General features: G+C 58.4%; 18 protein-coding genes. 12 read left to right on the top strand and 6 right to left on the bottom strand.

The window, feature by feature from the left end; genetic code table 11:
• Positions 1-14: 14 nt before the first annotated feature.
• From AU511_RS03260 to sbmA, 10 genes are all read left to right on the top strand, one after another.
• On the top strand, positions 15-941 hold the full coding sequence (locus AU511_RS03260) for an FHA domain-containing protein (RefSeq protein WP_094108751.1): 927 nt from the start codon (positions 15-17) through the stop codon (positions 939-941).
• Positions 941-2323 (top strand): type III secretion system ATPase SctN, encoded by a 1383-nt coding sequence (gene sctN, locus AU511_RS03255; protein WP_094108750.1) that lies wholly within the window; start codon positions 941-943, stop codon positions 2321-2323. Before AU511_RS03260 ends, sctN begins: the two co-directional genes overlap by 1 nt.
• Before the next feature lie 30 nt (positions 2324-2353).
• Positions 2354-2767 (top strand): hypothetical protein, encoded by a 414-nt coding sequence (locus AU511_RS03250; RefSeq protein WP_094099920.1) that lies wholly within the window; start codon positions 2354-2356, stop codon positions 2765-2767.
• A 254-nt stretch (positions 2768-3021) separates the two neighbouring features.
• Positions 3022-3294 (top strand): type III secretion system HrpP C-terminal domain-containing protein, encoded by a 273-nt coding sequence (locus AU511_RS17190; protein WP_139829353.1) that lies wholly within the window; start codon positions 3022-3024, stop codon positions 3292-3294.
• Entirely contained in the window at positions 3291-4364 is a 1074-nt protein-coding gene (locus AU511_RS03240; RefSeq protein ID WP_094108748.1) for a FliM/FliN family flagellar motor switch protein, read from the top strand. The genes AU511_RS17190 and AU511_RS03240 overlap by 4 nt, the downstream gene beginning before the upstream one ends.
• Complete coding sequence (gene sctR / locus AU511_RS03235) at positions 4361-5014, top strand: type III secretion system export apparatus subunit SctR (protein ID WP_094099915.1); 654 nt, start codon at positions 4361-4363, stop codon at positions 5012-5014. Before AU511_RS03240 ends, sctR begins: the two co-directional genes overlap by 4 nt.
• A gap of 7 nt (positions 5015-5021) precedes the next feature.
• A complete protein-coding gene (gene sctS / locus AU511_RS03230; protein WP_026740165.1) occupies positions 5022-5282 on the top strand; it encodes a type III secretion system export apparatus subunit SctS in 261 nt (86 codons plus the stop codon).
• A 7-nt stretch (positions 5283-5289) separates the two neighbouring features.
• Positions 5290-6093: a type III secretion system export apparatus subunit SctT gene (sctT, locus tag AU511_RS03225; RefSeq protein ID WP_094108747.1), complete on the top strand. Its 804-nt coding sequence runs from the start codon at positions 5290-5292 to the stop codon at positions 6091-6093.
• A gap of 22 nt (positions 6094-6115) precedes the next feature.
• Positions 6116-7213, top strand: a complete 1098-nt coding sequence (sctU, locus tag AU511_RS03220; protein ID WP_094108746.1) for a type III secretion system export apparatus subunit SctU — start codon at positions 6116-6118, stop codon at positions 7211-7213.
• A 244-nt stretch (positions 7214-7457) separates the two neighbouring features.
• Positions 7458-8690, top strand: a complete 1233-nt coding sequence (gene sbmA / locus AU511_RS03215; RefSeq protein ID WP_094099910.1) for a peptide antibiotic transporter SbmA — start codon at positions 7458-7460, stop codon at positions 8688-8690.
• A gap of 179 nt (positions 8691-8869) precedes the next feature.
• Here the strand turns inward: sbmA and AU511_RS03210 are convergent, their stop codons facing one another.
• From AU511_RS03210 to AU511_RS03190, 5 genes are all read right to left on the bottom strand, one after another.
• The gene (locus tag AU511_RS03210; protein WP_094108745.1) at positions 8870-9694 is read right to left on the bottom strand and encodes an ABC transporter permease; all 825 of its coding nucleotides are present in this window, start codon (positions 9692-9694) and stop codon (positions 8870-8872) included.
• 15 nt (positions 9695-9709) lie between these two features.
• Complete coding sequence (locus AU511_RS03205) at positions 9710-10978, bottom strand: ABC transporter permease (RefSeq protein WP_094099908.1); 1269 nt, start codon at positions 10976-10978, stop codon at positions 9710-9712.
• Between the two features lie 35 nt (positions 10979-11013).
• Complete coding sequence (locus AU511_RS03200) at positions 11014-12045, bottom strand: ABC transporter substrate-binding protein (RefSeq protein ID WP_094099907.1); 1032 nt, start codon at positions 12043-12045, stop codon at positions 11014-11016.
• 310 nt (positions 12046-12355) lie between these two features.
• The gene (locus tag AU511_RS03195) at positions 12356-13816 is read right to left on the bottom strand and encodes an NAD-dependent succinate-semialdehyde dehydrogenase (RefSeq protein WP_094099906.1); all 1461 of its coding nucleotides are present in this window, start codon (positions 13814-13816) and stop codon (positions 12356-12358) included.
• A gap of 10 nt (positions 13817-13826) precedes the next feature.
• The gene (locus tag AU511_RS03190; RefSeq protein ID WP_094108744.1) at positions 13827-15092 is read right to left on the bottom strand and encodes a 4-aminobutyrate--2-oxoglutarate transaminase; all 1266 of its coding nucleotides are present in this window, start codon (positions 15090-15092) and stop codon (positions 13827-13829) included.
• A 126-nt stretch (positions 15093-15218) separates the two neighbouring features.
• Between AU511_RS03190 and pdxR the strand changes: the two genes are divergently transcribed.
• Both pdxR and AU511_RS03180 read left to right on the top strand, forming a co-directional pair.
• Positions 15219-16712, top strand: a complete 1494-nt coding sequence (gene pdxR, locus AU511_RS03185) for a MocR-like pyridoxine biosynthesis transcription factor PdxR (RefSeq protein WP_094108743.1) — start codon at positions 15219-15221, stop codon at positions 16710-16712.
• A gap of 305 nt (positions 16713-17017) precedes the next feature.
• Complete coding sequence (locus AU511_RS03180) at positions 17018-18112, top strand: ABC transporter ATP-binding protein (protein ID WP_094108742.1); 1095 nt, start codon at positions 17018-17020, stop codon at positions 18110-18112.
• 225 nt (positions 18113-18337) lie between these two features.
• On the opposite strand, the gene yiaY is transcribed toward AU511_RS03180, so the two are convergent.
• Positions 18338-19486, bottom strand: a complete 1149-nt coding sequence (yiaY, locus tag AU511_RS03175; protein ID WP_094108768.1) for an L-threonine dehydrogenase — start codon at positions 19484-19486, stop codon at positions 18338-18340.
• Positions 19487-19829: the final 343 nt, after the last annotated feature.

Raw genomic sequence — 19829 nt, 5'->3', positions numbered from 1 at the left:
AAGAAGGCAGAATCATGTATGAACTGCGCGTACTGACCGGGCTGCATCGGGGAGCCGCCCTGCCATTAAACGGACAAGCGTGTCGTATCGGCGCCGCCGACGATGCGGATTTGGTGCTGTACGACCCCGGTATCCGCGACTGTCACTGCCTGTTGGAAAAACAGGGAGAGGCATGGACACTCTCCGCGTTGGAGGGCGTGGTGAACGACAGCGAAGGACATCCGGTAGAGGCGTCGATCGCGCTGCCGCCCGGAACGCCGTTCGCTGCGGGCGCCATCTGGCTATGCGTTGTCGACGCGGAAACGCCGTGGCAGGAAGAAGCGGAGGCGGACGAGCCTGACCACACGCCCGAGCCGATGGCGGTGCCGCCGTCAACGCCGCCCGACGACGCCCCCGCCGACACGCCCAGCGCTGAGCCCAAAGCCCGCCTGCCGCTGTGGGCGAAATGCAGTTACCTGCTGCTCATCGGAACGCTGGTGCTGCTGACCGGAAGTTGGCTGATGCAGGATAGCGTCGCCATGCCGTCTGCGCCGCCGTCTGATACGCGTATCCCGATGACCTCGCTGGCTCAATCCGCCGCCACGCTGCAAGCCATGCTGAACGAGCGCGAGTTAAGTAATGTGCAGGTCGTCCAACGGACGGATCGCATCATCCTCAGCGGCGCGCTCGCCGCAGACCAAATGCCGATGATCAATCGCATGCTGGTGCGATTCCAACAACGTTACCGCGTCACTTATCCAATCGAAAATCACACCCGTGTAAAAGGCGATACGCTGCCGTTTCGCATCGTACAAGTGACCAGCGGCGCACAGGCCAATGTGGTGACATCCAGCGGTCTACGCCTATTCGTGGGCGACGAGGTGGATGGACTTCGGCTGGTCGGCATCAATAACAACCAGATCGAGTTCAACGGCAAACAGCAGATTAAGGTGAACTGGTAATGGCGACACAAGCGACCGACGAACCGAGCCGCTATCCGCTGCTCGAACGCTGGCTGACCACGCAGCGACGGCGTCTGGCCGACTATGCGCCGGTTCAGCTGCGGGGGCGCATTACGGGTATCAGCGGCATCCTGCTCGAATCCAGCCTGCCGCAGGCCCGGATTGGCGACCTGTGCCAAATTGAACGCCACGATCAGACGCAGGTGCTGGCCGAAGTCGTCGGCTTCAGTCCGCAGCACGTCTTTCTGTCTGCGCTGGGGGCGCTGGACGGCATCGCGCAAGGCGCGGTGGTCACGCCGCTCTATCAACCGCACTGCGTCCACGTTTCCGACAGTCTGTTGGGCAGTGTGCTGGACGGTTTCGGCAGGCCGCTGACGGCGGAGAGTCAGTCAGCCTTCGTGGAACCGGGTACGGCCTGCACCAACCCCATTCCCGTCATCGGCGACGCGCCACCGCCCACCGAGCGCCCACGTATCAACGAGCCGCTGCCGACCGGACTGCGCGCAATCGACGGCCTGCTGACCGTCGGTCGCGGCCAACGGGTGGGGATTTTTGCCGGCGCTGGCTGCGGTAAAACCACGCTGTTGGCGGAGCTGGCCCGCAATACGCCCTGTAACGTCATTGTCTTCGGACTGATCGGCGAGCGCGGCCGCGAGCTGCGTGAGTTTCTCGACCACGAACTGGACGACGCGCTGCGTCGACGCACCGTACTGGTGTGTTCAACCTCCGATCGCAGCAGCATGGAGCGCGCTCGCGCCGCCTTCACGGCCACCGCCATTGCGGAAGCCTTTCGAGCCGAGGGCAAACAGGTGCTGCTGATCGTCGACTCGCTGACCCGTTTCGCCCGCGCGCAGCGTGAAATCGGGCTGGCCCTCGGCGAACCCCAGGGACGCGGCGGCCTGCCGCCGTCGGTGTATACCCTGCTGCCGCGGTTAGTGGAGCGGGCCGGACAAACCCGCCAGGGTGCGATCACCGCGCTGTACTCGGTGCTGATCGAGCAAGATTCCATGAACGATCCCGTCGCGGACGAAGTGAGATCGCTCATCGACGGGCACATTGTGCTTTCACGGCGGCTGGCGGAGCGAAATCACTATCCGGCGATCGATGTCCTGATGAGCCTGAGCCGCACCATGAGCAGCGTCGCTAGCGCAGCGCACCTGAGGGATGCCGGAGCGCTGCGACAACTGATGGCCGCCTATCAACAGGTCGACATGCTGATCCGACTTGGCGAATACCAGCCGGGGCACGATGCGCTGACGGATGCCGCAGTCACGGCTCATGGGAAAATCAACGCTTTCCTGCAACAGCCGATGCGCGACCCCCTTTCCTTTGCGGAGATTACCGCCCGACTCAGCGAGGTCAGCCGTTATGCCGACGTCTAATGCGCTGACGCTCTTGACCGGAGGCGCGCCATGTCCTCGCTGAACGCCACGCTCCAACTGCTGCTGCCTATCCGCCGTCACCGCCTGCGCCGCGCCGAATCGCAATTACGGGAAGACACGCAGGCGCTGGCGCAGCGGGAAACCGCGCTCAACCTGCTCTGGCAGGAACGAGAGGCGCAGCAAGAACTTTACCGGCAACAGCAAGAAGAGTTTCGTCAGCACCAGCAGGAGCAGGCGCAGTCGCTGGACAGCCTGCAACAGCAGCGCGAGCGGACACAGAAACAGATCGGACGCCTGCGACAACAGCAGCAGCAATGCGAAGACGGCGAAGCCCGCTGCCAGCAGCATCGGCGGCAGGTCGCCGACAAGCGCGCGCTGCAGCGCCAGCGCCAAAAAGCCGTCGAAAAACTGGAATTTTTACTGACACTGAATCAGGAGCCATGATGAGTGCCTATCTCCCGCCAGCCGCCCCCTCATCCCCGCCGCGCACGGTTCCGTCGCCCTCGGCGGAGAAGCCGTTGCCGCGCTCGCACGGAGGTGCGGCCCATTCCGGCGATGAGGCGACGGCGCATCCCTCAGACTTCGAACTTCTGCTGTCTGCGCCGCTCTACAACGTCTTCACGCCCGGGTCGGCGCCCGAGGATAGCGGCACCCTGTCGCCGGGCTTGACGCGCAACTCCGCCGCCGAAGAAGTGACAATGTCACTCATGGAAAGGCTGCACGCCGAGCTGGCAGCCGGGCGCGATCTCGTCTTCCACAGCCCGCTCTCTTTCAGCCTGCAACTGCCGCAGCTGGGCGACGTCGATGTCCGGATGAGCACGCTAGCCCCCATTGGCTGGGAAGTGATGTTGCGATTCCAGCGTTCTGCCTATCAAGAGGTCCGTCGGCAGCGAGAAAGCTGCCGACGGGCGCTGTCTGCGGCGCTCGACTGCCCAATCAGGCTGGGATTTGACGTTCAGGAGGAGCCATGAATACCTCATTATCGCCATCCCCCCTCAGGCTACGCCCGCTCACGCCTTTGCAGGCGCGGATATCTCAGCAGTTGGCGGAGGGCCGCCGCTTCGCGTTCAGCTTTGACGACGGTCGTCAGGGCGAGCTGCGTTTGTCGTTGGCGTCGCACCGGGAACCTAAGGCTCCCGCACACGTCTGGCAAAGCGCGGCGGGGTGCTTCTCGCTCAGCGCCCCTACGCCTGTGCTATCGCTCATGTCCGACTGCCCGGCGCTGCTGCCGACGCAGGAAGAAGACCCGACGGCGACCGAGTGGTTTTGGGCGCTGTTTAATCATGCCCTCAGCCCGCAGCTTTACACGCTACTAGGGCCGCTGACGCCGGCCACGGGCGCTATCGCCGCCGAGGCGATCCCGCTGTGGCTGGACGTTCAGGTCGCGTCCCAGCGCGCCCGCAGCCTGCTTTGCATGCCCGGTAGCGAGCTGCTGTCATTGCTGCGTCAGCCGGGCTGGTTTTCTTCTGCGTCCGCTTTGCCGCCGACGCTGCCGATCGCCGTGCCTTTGATGCTGGCGGAAGTGACATTGTCACCCAAACAAATTCACGCGTTGGAACCGGGCGACCTGATTTACCCACCTACTTGCAGTTTTACCCCGCACGGCGATGGCCTTATTTCGCTCGGCGGGCGACGGTTTCGGGGCCAGCTCCAATGGAGCGGCCTGACGCCCACCCACTTTCTTATCGCTGAACAGGAGGAGTGTCCGGTGAATGACGCTTTCGAATCCTCATCCCCACATGACATGCCGTTTGCCGATGAGATGGCGACAACCGCAACGGCTGATGAGACGCCGCTGCCCGCGCTGCCTCTGACGCTGACGGTCCGCTGCGGGCACCTTTCTCTGACGCTTCAGGCGTTGCAGCAGTTGTCCTGCGGCAGCGTGGTTACGGTCCAGCAGGCGCAGCCGGGCGAAGCGATGCTTTATCACGGCGAGGTGCCGCTGGCCCGGGGCGAACTGGTGGAGATTGCCGGACGTCTGGGCCTGCAAATCACCCAAAGGCTCGGCGCATTGCAGCCTGATCGGGAACCTATGTCATGACGGCGGGCGCGTTCGATCCGGTCATGTTCGCCCTGATGTTGGGGGCCTTGTCGCTGATTCCGCTCATGATGGTGGTCTGTACCTGTTTTTTAAAAATCGCCACCGTTCTGTTGATCACCCGGAACGCCATCGGGGTACAGCAGGTGCCGCCGAATATGGCGCTGTATGGCATCGCGCTGGCCGCCACGTTGTTCGTGATGGCGCCGGTCTTCGGCGATATCAAACAACGCTTTCAGGATACGCCGCTGGATATGAGCGATCTCAGCACGCTGGAAACCACCGCGACGCAGGGCATCGAACCGTTGCAAAAGTTTATGTCTCGCAATACCGATCCCGATATTCTCACCCATCTGCATGAGAACAGCCTCCGCATGTGGCCCGCCGCCATGTCCGAAAAAGCGACTACAGACAATATCTTGCTGGTGATCCCGGCTTTTGTGCTTTCCGAACTGCAGGCGGGATTCAAAATCGGCTTTCTGATTTACATACCGTTCATCGTCATCGACCTGATTGTGTCTAATGTGCTGCTGGCGCTAGGGATGCAGATGGTCGCGCCGACGACGCTCTCGCTGCCGCTCAAACTGCTGCTGTTCGTGCTGGTCAGCGGCTGGACCCGGCTGCTCGACGGCCTGTTTTATAGCTACCTGTGAGGCGTATGTGGAAATTTTGAATCTGTTTCGACAGGCCATGGTCCTGGTTGTGATGCTGTCCGCGCCGCCGCTGGTCGTCGCCGTGATCGTGGGCGTCCTGATTTCGCTGCTGCAAGCCGTCATGCAGCTACAGGACCAGACGCTCCCTTTCGCCATCAAGCTGGTGGCGGTCGGTCTGGTACTGGCCATGACCGGTCGCTGGATTGGCGTCGAGCTGATCCAACTGACCCTGCTGGCTTTCAATATGATCGAACAAACTCGCGCATGAGGCCACGATGCTGACCCTCGCCACTCTCGACCGTCTTTATGACTTTATCTTTGCCCTGACGCTCGGCATGGCCAGACTCTATCCCTGCCTGTTGCTGGTGCCGCTATTTTCGTTCTCGCTGGTGAAAGGCTTGCTCAGAAATGCCATCGTACTGGCGCTGGCGCTGGTGCCGGCCGCCGCCATCCAGCAGCAAATGCAGGACACAACGCTGCGTTGGCCGCTATTGCCGGGTCTGTTGCTTAAGGAGCTGGTGGTCGGGCTCCTGTTGGGCTGCATTCTGGCGATGCCTTTCTGGCTGTTCGAGTCCGTGGGGGCGCTATTCGATAACCAGCGCGGCGCGTTGATCGGCGGACAACTCAATCCTGCGCTGGGCAGCGACGCGACGCCCCTCGGCCATATGATGAAGCAGTTGTTGGGGCTGATGCTGTTGCTGACGCTGGGACTCTCCGGGCTGACGCAGCTGCTCTGGGACAGCTATCGCCTGTGGCCCGCGCTGATGTGGCTGCCGCCGCTCGGCGAAACCGGCTTTCACGCCTATCTGGACCTACTGGCCGACACTTTTACGCATCTGGTCATCTTCGCCGGACCGCTGGTGGCGCTGCTGCTGCTACTGGAATTCAGCATCGCTATACTCAGCCTGTACAGCCCGCAGTTGCAGGTCTACGTGTTGTCCGTGCCTGCCAAATGTCTCGCCGGGATGGCGTTCTTCATCGTGTACCTGCCGGTGCTCCAATATCTCGCCGAAGGGCGGATTCATTCGCTGCCGGACCTGAAACACGTATTGCCGCAGTTTTTCCCCGCGTTCCCCTGAAGGGCCCCGCAGAGGCTGACGCATGAGCGAAAAAACCGAAAAGCCGACCCCGAAGAAGCTACGTGATGCGCGTCGCAAAGGCGAAGTCGGCCAAAGTCAGGACATTCCCAAGCTGTTGATTAGCGCCGCGCTGCTGGAAATGATCCTGGCGCTGGTCAATGACGGCATGGAAAAGTTGGAAATGCTGATGCAACTGCCGCTAAAGCGTCTGACCGATCCCTTCGGACATGCGGTCAACGAGATCGTCGGCGAGGCGCTCAGCCTGTTGGCCACGTTATGCCTACTGACCGTCGCGATTGCGCTATTGATGCGCATTGTCGGCGCCTGGATCCAATACGGTCCCTTGTTCGCCCCTGAGGCGCTTAAATTGGATTTTAACCGGCTCAATCCCGTCAATCAGATCAAGCAGATGTTTTCTATGCGCAAGCTGACGGAGATGCTGACCAACACTCTGAAGACCGTCACCATCGGCATTATCTTCTATCACGTGGTTATCCCGCAGTTGGAGTGGTTGGTCGAACTGGCTTACGGCGACCTGGATGGCTTCTGGCACGGTGTCGCGGTGGTACTCCAGCGCGTGGAGCGCACGACGCTGGCGGCGCTGCTCGCCCTGGCCGTCGTCGACTTCGGATTACAGAAATACTACTTCCTGAAACAGCAGCGAATGAGTCATGAAGATCTTCGCAACGAACATAAGGATTCCGAGGGCGATCCGCATATGAAAGGCCAGCGTAAGTCGCTGGCGCGCGACATCCTTAACGCGCCGGCCAAGCCGCGTCCGGCAGGCCACGTGGAAAATGCCGACTTACTGCTGGTCAACCCTACCCACTACGCGGTGGCGCTGTTTTACCGGCCGGGACAAACCCCGCTGCCGCGCATCCTGTGCAAAGGCGAAGATGCGGAGGCGCGCCAGCTCATCGCGCGCGCGCATCAGGCCAACATCCCGGTGATCCGCTTCGTCTGGCTCGCCCGCACGCTCTACCGTCAGCCAGAAGGCCGTTATATTCCGAGAGACACGCTACAAGCCGTCGCTCAGGTCTATCGGGTGCTGCGACAACTAGAGCAGGACACCACGCGCGGCGTGGAGGTAACCGATATGGATAACGAGCCGGTCAGGTGACGTATGCTCGCCAAAAAGACGGCTGAGGTCGCCCGTCACGCAAGTGGAAAACAGCATGCTGTCGGGTAAAAAATTAGAAATAGTTTCAATATAATCCTGCACATCCGTTCACTATCTGGTATTACTCAAAGCATGGTAATCCATTGAACACAGCGCAGAATCGCCTCCCCGGCAACGGCCGCCACGGTCTGGTCGACAGGCACCCGACTCTGTGCATCGGCGTTTAACAGGTAAGACAGACTTTATGTTTAAATCGTTTTTTCCTCATCCCAAACTGTTCTTCTCTTCCGCCGCGATCTGGACGCTGATCTGCATCGCCCTCTGGTACGCTTTCGCCCGCCCTCTGGGGGCCAATCTGCTGAATCTGACCGATCAACCGCTGCCCACCAGCGCCGTCCGATTCTGGAGCCCGGCCTTCCTGTGGTTTTACGGCTACTATGCGATCGCCGTCGGTCTGTTCTCGGCCTGCTGGTTTATATTCAGCCCGCACCGTTGGCAGCGCTGGTCCATTCTTGGTTCGGCTCTGATTATCTTCGTCACCTACTTCTCCGTGGAAGTCGGCGTCGCGGTCAACGCCTGGTACGTGCCCTTCTACGATCTGATTCAGAAAGCGCTCGGCACCCCGCATGCCGTCACCATCGGCGCGTTCTATCACGAACTGGCGGTCTTTCTCGGCATCGCGCTCTGTGCGGTAGTGGTGGGCGTACTAAATATGTTTTTCGTCAGCCACTACGTCTTTCGCTGGCGAATGGCGATGAACGACTACTACATGACGCACTGGCCGCGGTTGCGTCATGTCGAAGGGGCCGCCCAGCGTATTCAGGAAGACAGTATGCGCTTCGCCTCCACGGTCGAGAGTCTGGGCGTCAATCTGATCCAGTCGGTCATGACGCTGATCGCCTTCTTGCCGGTACTGATTACGCTCTCCGTCCACGTCAAAGAAGTGCCGATCCTCGGCCAAATCCCCTATGCCCTCCTGATCGCCGCGCTGGTCTGGTCGCTGGCGGGAACCGGGCTGCTGGCTTTTATAGGCATCAAACTGCCGGGATTGGAGTTCAATAACCAGCGCGTAGAAGCCGCTTACCGTAAGGAACTGGTCTACGGGGAGGATCATGCCGAGCGCGCCACGCCGCCAACCGTGCGCGAGCTGTTTACCAATGTGCGAAAAAACTACTTCCGGCTGTACTTCCACTACACCTATTTCAACATTGCGCGCGTGCTGTATCTGCAGGTGGACAATGTCTTCGGGATCGTCGTGTTGCTGCCCTCCATCGTGGCCGGTGCGCTCACGCTGGGCCTGATGTCGCAGATCAACAACGTGTTCGACCAGGTCCGCAGTTCGTTCCAGTATTTGATCAACTCCTGGACCACGATTGTAGAGCTACTGTCGATCTATAAACGTCTACGCAGCTTCGAGTCCATTATCCAGGACGACGACGCGCCCAATCCCGATTACATCTCTTCGCCGGATGCCTGACGACGAATAAGCCGCAGGCGGTATGCCGCATACCCCTCCGGCCCCTTCCCCGCGGTCATCCTCACAAAAAAGCCCCGAGTCACTAGCTCGGGGCTTTCTGTTTAGACGCCAACAGCACACAACTTATCGCGGTGCAGTCGCCAGCGCTGACCGAATTCACTCAAGGGTGCAATCCGCCATCATCCATGCTTTACGCCGCGCAGCTTTTCACCGCGACGTCTCAGCACTTCCATCACAATCAGCAGTAACAGCGCGGCCCCCACCATCATCGACGCGGCCGCCGCGATTGTCGGGTCCAGGTTTTCACGGATCCCGGCAAACATCTGCAGCGGTAACGTACGCTGACGCGGGCTCGCGAGAAACAATGTGACGATGACTTCATCGAACGATGTCGCGAACGCGAACAGCGCGCCGGAAAACACACCGGGCGCAATCAGCGGCAGCGTCACCTTACGGAAGGCCAACAGCGGAGGCGCCCCCAGACTCGCGGCGGCGCGAGTGAGGTTCTGGTCGTAGTTTTTCAGTACGGCCGTGACGGTAATAACCACGAACGGCACGCCCAACATCGCATGCGCCAGCACCAATCCCAGATAGCTGTTGAGCAGCGAGAGTTTGGCGAAGAAGAAAAACATGCCGACGGCGACGATCACGACGGGCGCAATCATCGGCGAAATCAGCACGGCCATGACCAGCGATTTACCGCGAAATTCACCGCGCACCAGGCCAACCGCGGCAAGAACGCCCAACACGGTCGCCAGCAACGTCGCCAGCGGCGCGATCAGCAGACTGTTACCGAGAGAACTCAACCACTCGCTAGAGTGGAAAAACTCGCGATACCAGCGCAGTGAAAAGCCAGCCAGCGGATAGCTCAGGAACGAGCCCGCATTGAACGACAGCGGCACTATCACCAGCACGGGTACAATCAGGAACAGCAGCATCGCCGCGCCGTAAAAATTAAAGAACGCATTCCACAAACGGATAACCAGCGCACCTTGTTGTCTCATTTCCCTGTCCTCCAGTTATTGCGCGGCAATCTCAGCGTTGGTGCGAGTCACACGGATGTAAACCACATACAGCAAAGTGACGATGACCAACAGCTGCGTCCCCAGCGCCGCCGCCATCCCCCAGTTCATGGTGGTATTGGTGAAGAACGCCACGAAGTAGCTCAGCATCTGATCGGCCGGCCCGCCCAGCAGCGCGGGCGTGATGTAGTAACCAATGGCCATCATGAATACCAGCAGCGCGCCTGCCGTGACTCCGGCATAGGTTTGCGGCACGTACACGCGCCAGAAGGCGATAAACGGATGCGCGCCCAGCGAGATGGCGGCGCGGACATAATTGGGCGAAATCCCCTTCATCACTGCATAGAGCGGCAGGACGAAAAACGGCATCAGGATATGCGTCATCGAGATATAAACCCCGACGCGGTTGAACACCAACACCAGCGGATGGTCGATGATATTCAGCGCCAGCAGCGAGCGGTTGATGAGACCACCGGACTGCAACAGTACAATCCAGCTCGCCGTGCGTACGATGAGCGAGGTCCAGAACGGCAGCAAGACCAGAATCATCAGCAAATTGGCGCGATTAGACGGCTGTTTAGCCAGCCAGTACGACAGCGGGTAGCCCAGCCCCACGCACAGCAACGTCACGACCCCGGCCATTTTCAGCGTACGCACCAGCACGTCGATATACAGAGATTGTTCGGGCGGCTGCGCCGTAATCTCTCCTGTCTGCGGATCAACCCGGTGGTCAAACACGGCAAGCAGGTAATAGCTGGTGAACGGGCGGGAAGCGCGTTGGAAGGTTTTCCAAGTGCTGACCTCCCCCCACAGAGGCTGATCGGCAATAAGCTGTCCTCGTACCGAGGGACTGTCGGCAGGCGGCATTTTGCGCAGAGTACGGTTCACCAGCGTACGATACTGACCGTCTTCATACCCCAACCGTTTAGTGATCGCCGCCACCTGTCCGCCGCTGCGGGCCTGGCGGAGATCGGCGATCAGCGCCTTGAATACGTCCTCATCGGGAACCTCATTGCCCGACCACTCTTTCAACGCGGCGATAGTGGCGGGCATATGGGTGCGTAGTTCAGGGTTGGATACGCTCTTGCCCAGAATCGAAAAAATGGGAAACAGGAAGCTGGCCAGGATGAACAAGAACAGCGGCGCAATCAGCAGCAGCGAACGTTTCTTATAACGCGACTGGGCATGACGCAGCTGCTGTTTTAGGCAGGCGTTCTCCAGGGGCTCGGCCGGTGGCGCAGCGGCCACCCTTTCGTTCTGGGTCATCAATTTTCTCCTTACTCTTTCAGACCGACGCGGGATTACTGCTGAGCAGCCCAGGAATTAAACCGCTGCTCCAGCTCTTCCCCGTGATCGATCCAAAATTCGGTATCCACTGCCAGAGACTGTTCCAGGTTTTCCGGCGCGGTCGGCAAGTTGGAGCGGATGGCGGCAGGCAGAAGTTCGTTGGTTTTGATATTGGTGGGGCCGTAGGCGATGTTCTCGGCAAAGACCTTCTGATTCTCCGGCTTATTGGCAAAGGCGATAAATTGTTCCGCCAGCGCTTTGTGTTTCGAGCCTTTTACGATCGCCCAGCTATCCAGATCGTAAATGCTGTCTTTCCAGACGATGTTGATACCCGGCTTTTCTTTCTGCGCCACGGCGACGCGGCCGTTGTAGGCGGAGGTCATTACGACATCGCCGGAAACCAGCCATTGCAACGGCTGGGCGCCGGACTCCCACCACTGGATATTGGACTTGATTTGATCGAGCTTCTTGAACGCGCGATCCACGCCAGCGGGCGTTGCCAGCACTTTATACAGATCTTCACGTTTCACGCCGTCGGCCAGCAGGGCGATTTCCAACGTGAACTTGGCGCTTTTACGTAAGGCGCGTTTGCCGGGGAACTTCCGCACATCCCAGAAATCGGCCCAACTGGTCGGTGCCTGCTTCAATTTGTTGGCGTTGTAGGTCAGCACCGTCGACCAGACGAAGATCCCGGCGCCACACTCCGAAACCGCCCCCTTCACAAACTGGGACGCCTCACCCAATTTCTTCCAGTCCAGCGGTTCCAGCAGCCCCTCATTACAGCCGCGGAGCAGCTCCGGCCCTTCGACTTCAACGATGTCCCAGCTGATCTGACCGGTTTCAACCATGGCACGCAGGCGCGCCATTTCACCGTTATATTCCCCGGATTCGATCGTGCCCATGCCCGCCGCCATAAACGGCTTATAGAACGCTTTGTCCTGCGCATCCTTATTGGTGCCGCCAAAGGAAATTACGGTCAGGTTTTCAGCCCAGGCCTGAGAGCTCATTGCGACAATCAGCGCGGATAAAGCAAATTTTTTCAACATAATCTGGCTCCTGGTAAAAGTGTGAACGCAATGCCAAACGGCGGCACTTTAAAGTTGTGTGAACAGTCATTGCTGTGGTGATGAATCCCCTATTTGTAAAAGCATATTTCGTGCCACTTTGGGCAAAAAAAGGGGGATTAAGGCAACGTGCGGCGAGATAAGGGCAGAGCCTGAACATGTGCAGTGCGCACGATTTTACGGGGGAGCGTTCTGAGGGAAATTTGCTTTAGCATGGTGCATTGCGTGAGTTGGAATGCACCACCATGTGACGGAGAGGTGACGCGGAATGGTCTTCCGCGTCAGTGCGGCATCAGGCAGATGGCGTAAGGTCCACGCAAAGATATTTCATCTCCAAATACTCTTCGATACCGAAGCGCGATCCTTCACGACCAAGCCCGGACTGTTTGACGCCGCCGAACGGCGCGACTTCGTTGGAAATCAGCCCGGTATTGATGCCGACCATGCCGTATTCAATCGCTTCCGGCACCCGCCACTGACGAACCGCATCGCGCGTGAAGACATACGCCGCCAATCCAAATTCGGTGTCGTTCGCCATGGCAATGGCTTCGGCTTCATCCGTAAACGGAAACAGCGGAGCGACAGGACCGAAGGTCTCTTCACGTGCAAATCGCATATCGCGCGTAACGTCGCCAATCACCGTCGGGGCGAAGAACGTGCCACCCAGCGCGTGGGACTTGCCGCCGAGTAATAGCGTGGCACCTTTCGTCAACGCGTCATCGATGTGCTGACGCGCTTTGTCGACCGCCTGTTCATCAATCAACGGCCCCTGCGTCACTCCCGGCTCAGTGCCGTCGCCGACCTTGAGTTTTTTGACTTCTTCGACCAACCGGGCCGCCAGCGCCGGATAAATCCCGCGCTGTACGTAGATCCGATTCGCGCAGACGCAGGTTTGTCCGCTGTTACGGAACTTGGAAGCCATGATGCCTTTCACCGCCAATTCAAGGTCGGCGTCATCAAATACGATAACCGGCGCGTTGCCGCCCAGTTCCAAAGACAGTTTTTTCACCGTCGGCGCGCTTTGGGCCATCAAAATACGGCCGACCTCCGTCGAGCCGGTAAAGCTCAATTTGCGAACGACCGGGCTGTCGCACAGCACTTTGCCCACCGCTGGCGCTTCGCCGGTGATCACCTGCAGAACGCCGGCGGGAATCCCGGCCTGAACAGCCAGTTCACCCAGCGCCAAGGCGGTATACGGCGTCTGTTCGGCAGGTTTGACGATCATGGTGCAGCCTGCCGCCAGCGCTGGCGCGGCCTTGCGGGTAATCATCGCCGCCGGGAAGTTCCACGGGGTAATGGCCGCCGTCACACCGATAGGCTGTTTCAGCACCAGCAGTCGCTGATTGGCCTGCGGAGACTGGAGCACACTCCCCTCAACGCGTTTGGCCTCTTCCGCAAACCACTCGATAAAGGCATTGGCGTAGCCGATTTCGCCGGACGCTTCCGCCAGAGACTTACCCTGCTCGGCTGTCAGCAACGCCGCCAGATCGGCCTGATTTTCGCGGATTAGACGCGCCCACTCTAGCAATACGGCGGCACGCTCTTTGCCCGTGCGCTGACGCCAAGACGAGAGCGCTTTTTCCGCTGCGTCGATCGCCTGTTGAGTCTGTTCCGCCGTCACCAACGGGATCGTCCCCAGCGTCGCCCCGGTGGCCGGGTTGTTGACGCTGAGCGTTTCGCCGCTCAGGCTATCCTGCCATTGGCCGTCAATAAGACATGACTGACGAAATAACGTTTTATTTTTCAATTGCATGAAGCCACCTTTACTGAGAAAGAACGCGGGACAGGAGCGCCAGGGCCTGGCTGAACTGGGCATCGGGAATCGTCAGTGGATACAGGAACCGGATGACGTTGCCGTGCACGCCGCAGGTCAGCAGCAGTAGCCCCTGATCCAGCGCCGCCTTCTGATATTTTTTGGTGATTTCCGCGCTCGGTTTTCCTGTCTGCGGGTCATTGAATTCCACCGCAACCATCGAACCGCGAGCACGAATATCCACGATTGCCGGACAGTGCGCTTTGGCCTGCTCCAGCGTCTCTACCAGTGTAGCGCCCAGCTTCTGCGCTCGCTGGCACAGTTGCTCTTCTTCGATAACGTCCAGCACGGCCAGCGCGGAAGCGACCGCCAGCGGATTACCGGCGTAGGTACCACCCAGCCCGCCAGGCCCCGGCGCATCCATCACGTCGGCACGTCCCACAACGCCGGAGATTGGGAAACCGCCGCCGAGACTTTTCGCCATCGTGATCAGATCCGCTCTGTCCGGGTAATACTCCATGGCGAACACTTTGCCGGTACGCGCAAAACCACTTTGAACTTCGTCGGCGATCAGCAACATGCCGTGCTGGTCGCACAATTTACGCAGCGCGCTGATGAATTCCGGCGGCGCCACGTTGAAGCCGCCTTCGCCTTGGATTGGCTCAAGAATAATGGCCGCAACCTGATCGGCGGCAATGTCCGTATGCAGCAGGCGATCGATACTTTCTATCGCCTGTTCAACGCTGATGCCCTGATGCTCATTCGGATAGAGCGCATGAAAAATGGATCCGGGGAACGGCCCGAAACCCGTTGAATAAGGGGCCACTTTGCCGGTCAGGGTCATCGTCAGTAGCGTACGACCATGGAAAGCGGCACCGAAAGCGATAACCCCCGGACGCTTAGTGTGTGCACGTGCAATTTTAACCGCATTTTCAACGGCTTCTGCGCCGGTAGTAAAAAAGGTGGTTTTAGCTGGGCCGTCGATAGGCGCCAGTTGGTTAATGCGCTCCGCGAGGGTGACATAGCTGCCGTAAGGCACGATTTGATAAGCGGTATGCGTGAAGCATTCTAGCTGTTCGCGCACCGCGGCGAGCAGTTTTGGGTGGCGGTGACCGGTGTTGAGCACGGCGATACCCGCAGAAAAGTCAATATATTCATTCCCTTCCACATCCCATAACGTCGCATTTTCCGCCTTGGCCGCAAAAAAATCACACATGACGCCGACACCACGCGGTGTCGCCGCCAAACGACGTTGATTGAGTTCGCTGTTTTTCATTTTGTTTGCTCCGATTCGATAGACTGACGCATTGCTTGCGGCTGACGATTGACGTCTGTTGTTGCTATTTACCGCCTACATGGTTCTATAATCCAGAGCCAATTTATAAAATTTAAGGGATCCAATTTGCGCTCTCTACTCACAGACCTGCTGTTGCAGGGATTGGAAAACCAGCAAGATGGGACATTGAACAAACGGCTGAATGACGCGATTAGGCTTGCCATCCTGGAAGGCGCTATCGCTCCCGGCTGTCGCCTGCCCTCATCGCGGGACTTGGCGCAGCAGCTGTCGCTGTCCCGCAATACCGTCATCGCCGCCTACGAGCAACTGCTGGCGGAGGGCTATATCGAAACACGTACCGGCAGTGGAACGTATGTGACCAAGCAGTTGCCGTCCGCCACCGTTCCCCCACTGCGGGACAACAGCGAAAGCGCCGTCAGGCCCGCAATGCAGGAGCTGTCGCGACGCGGAATGAACCTGCTGGGTTATACCGGCGCGTCGGCGCGTCAATGGGGCGCATTCATGCCGGGTATTCCGGATATCACCTGCTTTCCTCACGATTTGTGGCGCAGGCTGCAAACGCGCATCACCCGCCGTATGAAGCCGGAACAGCTTTCCTATTCGCCGAAAGGCGGCAGCCCCGAACTCCAAGAGGCGCTAGTCGACTATCTGCGTATCGCGCGTTCGGTGGAGTGCCGCCCCGAACAGATTCTCATCACGGAAGGCACGCATCAGGCGATGGATTTACTCGCGAAAATGCTGTGCAACCCGGGGGATTTGGCCTGGCTGGAAGAGCCGTGCTACTGGGGGATGCGCAACGTACTGACCATCAACGGGCTGCGCATTGCGCCCGTTGAGGTCGATGAGCAAGGCATGGTGCCGCCGGAAACCATCTCGCCTCAGTCGATACCTCGCCTTATCTGTGTTACGCCGTCGCATCAGTATCCGCTGGGCGCGGTGATGAGCCTGGCGCGTCGCCAACGGTTGCTCGCAGTGGCGCAGGAGCACGGCAGCTGGGTTATCGAGGACGATTACGACAGCGAATTTCGCTTTTCCGGCTGCCCGATCCCGGCGCTGCGCGGCTTGAAGAATCAACCGCCGGTGATTTATATCGGCACGTTCAGCAAGACGCTCTATCCGGGTCTGCGGGTGAGTTACATGGTGCTGCCGATGCATCTGGCGCGAGAGCTTAAAACCGGTCACGACGAGCTCTACCGCGGCGGTCACATGCTGACGCAACTGACCCTGAGCCAGTTTCTACGCGAGGGCCACTATGCCGCGCATATACGCCGGATGCGCCTGTTGTACGGCCGCCGCCGGGCATTGCTTAGCGAGTTGATCGTAGAACATCTGGGCGAAGACTATCTGGGCTATAACAGCAACGCGGGCCTGCACCTGATTCTACGGCTGCCCGAGGCGACAGACGACGTGCTGCTGAGCAGCCGCATCATTCAGCGCGGCGTCATGGTGAAACCCCTTTCCAGCTACTACCTCCACCCTCGCCCCCAGCGCGGGCTGCTGCTGGGGTACGCCTGCGTTAACGAGGAAGATATGGCGCGGGCGTTCGCCGTGGTCGTGAGCTGTTTGAAGGAGATGCGCACACTTTCAAAGCAGGCTTGATGGCGAGGCTGGAGGCACTATTTTGGTGCCTTTCCCCACCCGTGACCTCACCATTTTGAGGCATCGCTTTTTTTGATCTCTCGCTTGCTATGTCGAAAAACCGTTCAACATGCCCAGTCATTCGCCAGTGAATATAACCACGCCGCAGAATTATTTCCCGCGTGGTGACCATAAGATAACCGTCCTGACCGCGGCCCAACGCGCAGTGCCTCCCGACGACACTCTCTCGTCTTCACCCTCGATTTTTAAGCGGGCATGATTTATGCATATCTCGTTGAATACAGACACAGTGAGAGAGTGGCGTAATGAAAAACTTTGTCAGCTTCAAAAATATTCAAAAGACCTACGATGGCGATCGTCTGGTCGTCAAGAACCTGAATCTGGATATTCAGGAAGGCGAATTTCTGACGATGCTCGGCCCGTCCGGCTCGGGTAAGACCACCAGTTTGATGATGCTGGCCGGGTTTGAAACCCCGACGCAGGGAGAAATACTGTTACGCGATACCCCGCTACATAATCAGCCCGCGCATCAACGCGGCATCGGCATGGTATTTCAAAACTACGCCCTGTTTCCGCATATGACCGTGGCGGAAAACCTGGCCTTTCCGCTCTCCATCCGCCGTCTGAATCGCAGTGACATCAAAGAGAAAGTCGACCGCGTGCTGGATCGCGTAAAACTGACCAGTCTTGCCGACCGCTATCCAGCACAGATGTCCGGCGGACAACAGCAGCGCGTGGCGCTGGCGCGCGCGTTGGTGTTTGAGCCGCGTTTGGTGCTGATGGATGAACCTCTAGGGGCGCTCGATAAACAGCTGCGCGAGCATATGCAATTAGAGATCAAAGAGCTACATCGCGCATTGGAACTGACGGTGGTTTATGTGACTCACGATCAGAGCGAAGCGATGACGATGTCCGACCGGGTAGCGGTATTTAATGACGGCATCATCCAGCAAATGGACAGCCCCAACGATATCTACGAACGCCCGCAAAATGCGTTCGTGGCGCAGTTTATCGGCGAGAACAACACGTTGATCGGCACGCAGTCAGGCAGCGACGGCGACTATTACAACGTGACGCTGGGAGATGGCACCGAGCTGAAAGCGCTGAAGGTCCGCCCCAGTTCGCCAGGCAAAACCATCTCGGTGTGCATCCGCCCCGAACGGATCAAAATCAACGCCGAACATCTTCAACCCGGCGCGCAGCAGGTCAATGCGCGTATCAGTCAGTTTATCTATCTGGGCGACCACGTACGGATGATGACCGACGTCGCGGGGCAATCTCAGTTTATGGTCAAACTACCGGCTAGTGATGTGGATCCGTCCTGGAAGGTCGGCACCGGGGTAAAACTCTCCTGGATGCCGGAAAATCTGCGGGCGTTAGATGTGATCACCACACATTAATTGCCCTTATCCACACCTCGAAAACGTCTTGAGTGCACGCAGTCGGACTGCCGCGGCTATTTACGCGCCAGTCCGGCGCGGCATTCGTGGGCGTGTCGCGACCAATAACGCTTCTCAGGCCATTCCCAGGCGGGGTAGACAACCCGCCGCTTTATTGTCGTCATGCTTCGGGCATAAAAAAGGGCAGCTCACGCCGCCCTCAAGAGTGTATGAAACCCGGACGAATTACATCGCGGCCGCAAACACGGAGACGATGTCAGCGTGCGTACCCTGTCTCGGGTTGGTCAGGCTGCAAGCATCTTTCAGGGCGTTGTCCGCCAGCGTATTGAAGTCTTCTTCTTTGACGCCCAGCTCTTTCAGGCCGTTAGGAATGCCAATGTCGCTGGACAGCTTGACGATAGCCGCAATCGCCGCTTCGGCTGCATCCGCGTCGCTCAGGGTGGTGACGTCAACGCCCAGGGCTTTCGCCACGTCTTTCAGGCGAGCGGCGGCAACGGCGGCGTTATAACGCACGACATGCGGCAGCAGTACGGCGTTGCAGACCCCGTGAGGCAGATTGTAGAAGCCGCCCAGTTGGTGAGCCATCGCATGCACATAACCCAGAGAGGCGTTGTTAAAGGCCATCCCCGCCATGAATTGCGCATAGGCCATTTGTTCACGCGCTTCCATATTTTTACCGTCGTGTACCGCGTTGCTCAAATGGTCGCGAATCAGCTCGATGGCTTTGATTGCGACGGCATCCGTGATCGGATCTGCGGCTGTTGATACGTAGGCTTCAATCGCATGCGTTAACGCATCCATACCGGTTGCCGCCGTCAGAGACGCCGGCATGCCGACCATCAGTGCAGGATCGTTGATGGACATGAGCGGAGTGACGTTTTGATCGACGATAGCCATTTTCACGTGGCGCACTTCATCAGTAATGATGCAGAAGCGTGTCATTTCGGAAGCAGTACCCGCTGTGGTGTTAATGCCAAACAGCGCCAGCTGCGGACGATGTGATTTATCGACCCCTTCGTAATCTGCAATTTGGCCGCCGTTGGTCGCCAGCAACGCAATCCCCTTTGCACAGTCATGTGAGGAGCCACCGCCCAGAGAAACGATGCAGTCGCAGTCGTTGGACTTAAGCAAGCTCAGTCCTTCGTCCACGTTTTTGACCGTCGGGTTAGGTTGCACGCCATCATAAACAGCGCTGAAAACCTGATGTTCATTCAACAAAGTCTGCACCGTGGCGACCACGCCGATCTTGTTCAGTACGCTATCGGTCACAATCAGCGCGCGTTTGAAGCCCTGTGTCTGAATCTGCTTAGCCGCTTCCTGCAAAGAGCCTTCGCCCATCAGGTTTACTGCCGGAATATAAAATGCGCTACTCATATTTTTCACCATATCCATTGATTTTAAATGTTAACTAACGGCAATCCTATCACCGAGGCATGCAGGCTAAATTGATTTGAAACAACTTAACCTGACTGGTTCTATCGCGATTGATATGAATATTATGACGAACATCAATTATCGACACGCCATTGTTAATGAAATGATAAATACTTTCGAGTCCCGCAGGATGACAAAAAAAAGAAGCATGCCGCCGAGATTCGTGAGTCCGCGGGGGGTGAAGAGAACATTGCCGCTGAAACGGTTATTCTAGTAAAAATAAATAATAAATTTAAGTAACAAAAGTAAATGAGGATGTCGACAGCGATAACAATAAGAAATA

It is taken from the genome of Lonsdalea iberica, assembly GCF_002111585.1.
Taxonomy (GTDB): Bacteria; Pseudomonadota; Gammaproteobacteria; order Enterobacterales; family Enterobacteriaceae; genus Lonsdalea; species Lonsdalea iberica.
Note: the sequence above shows the minus strand (reverse complement) of the source record. Positions and strands in the feature narration are given on the sequence as shown.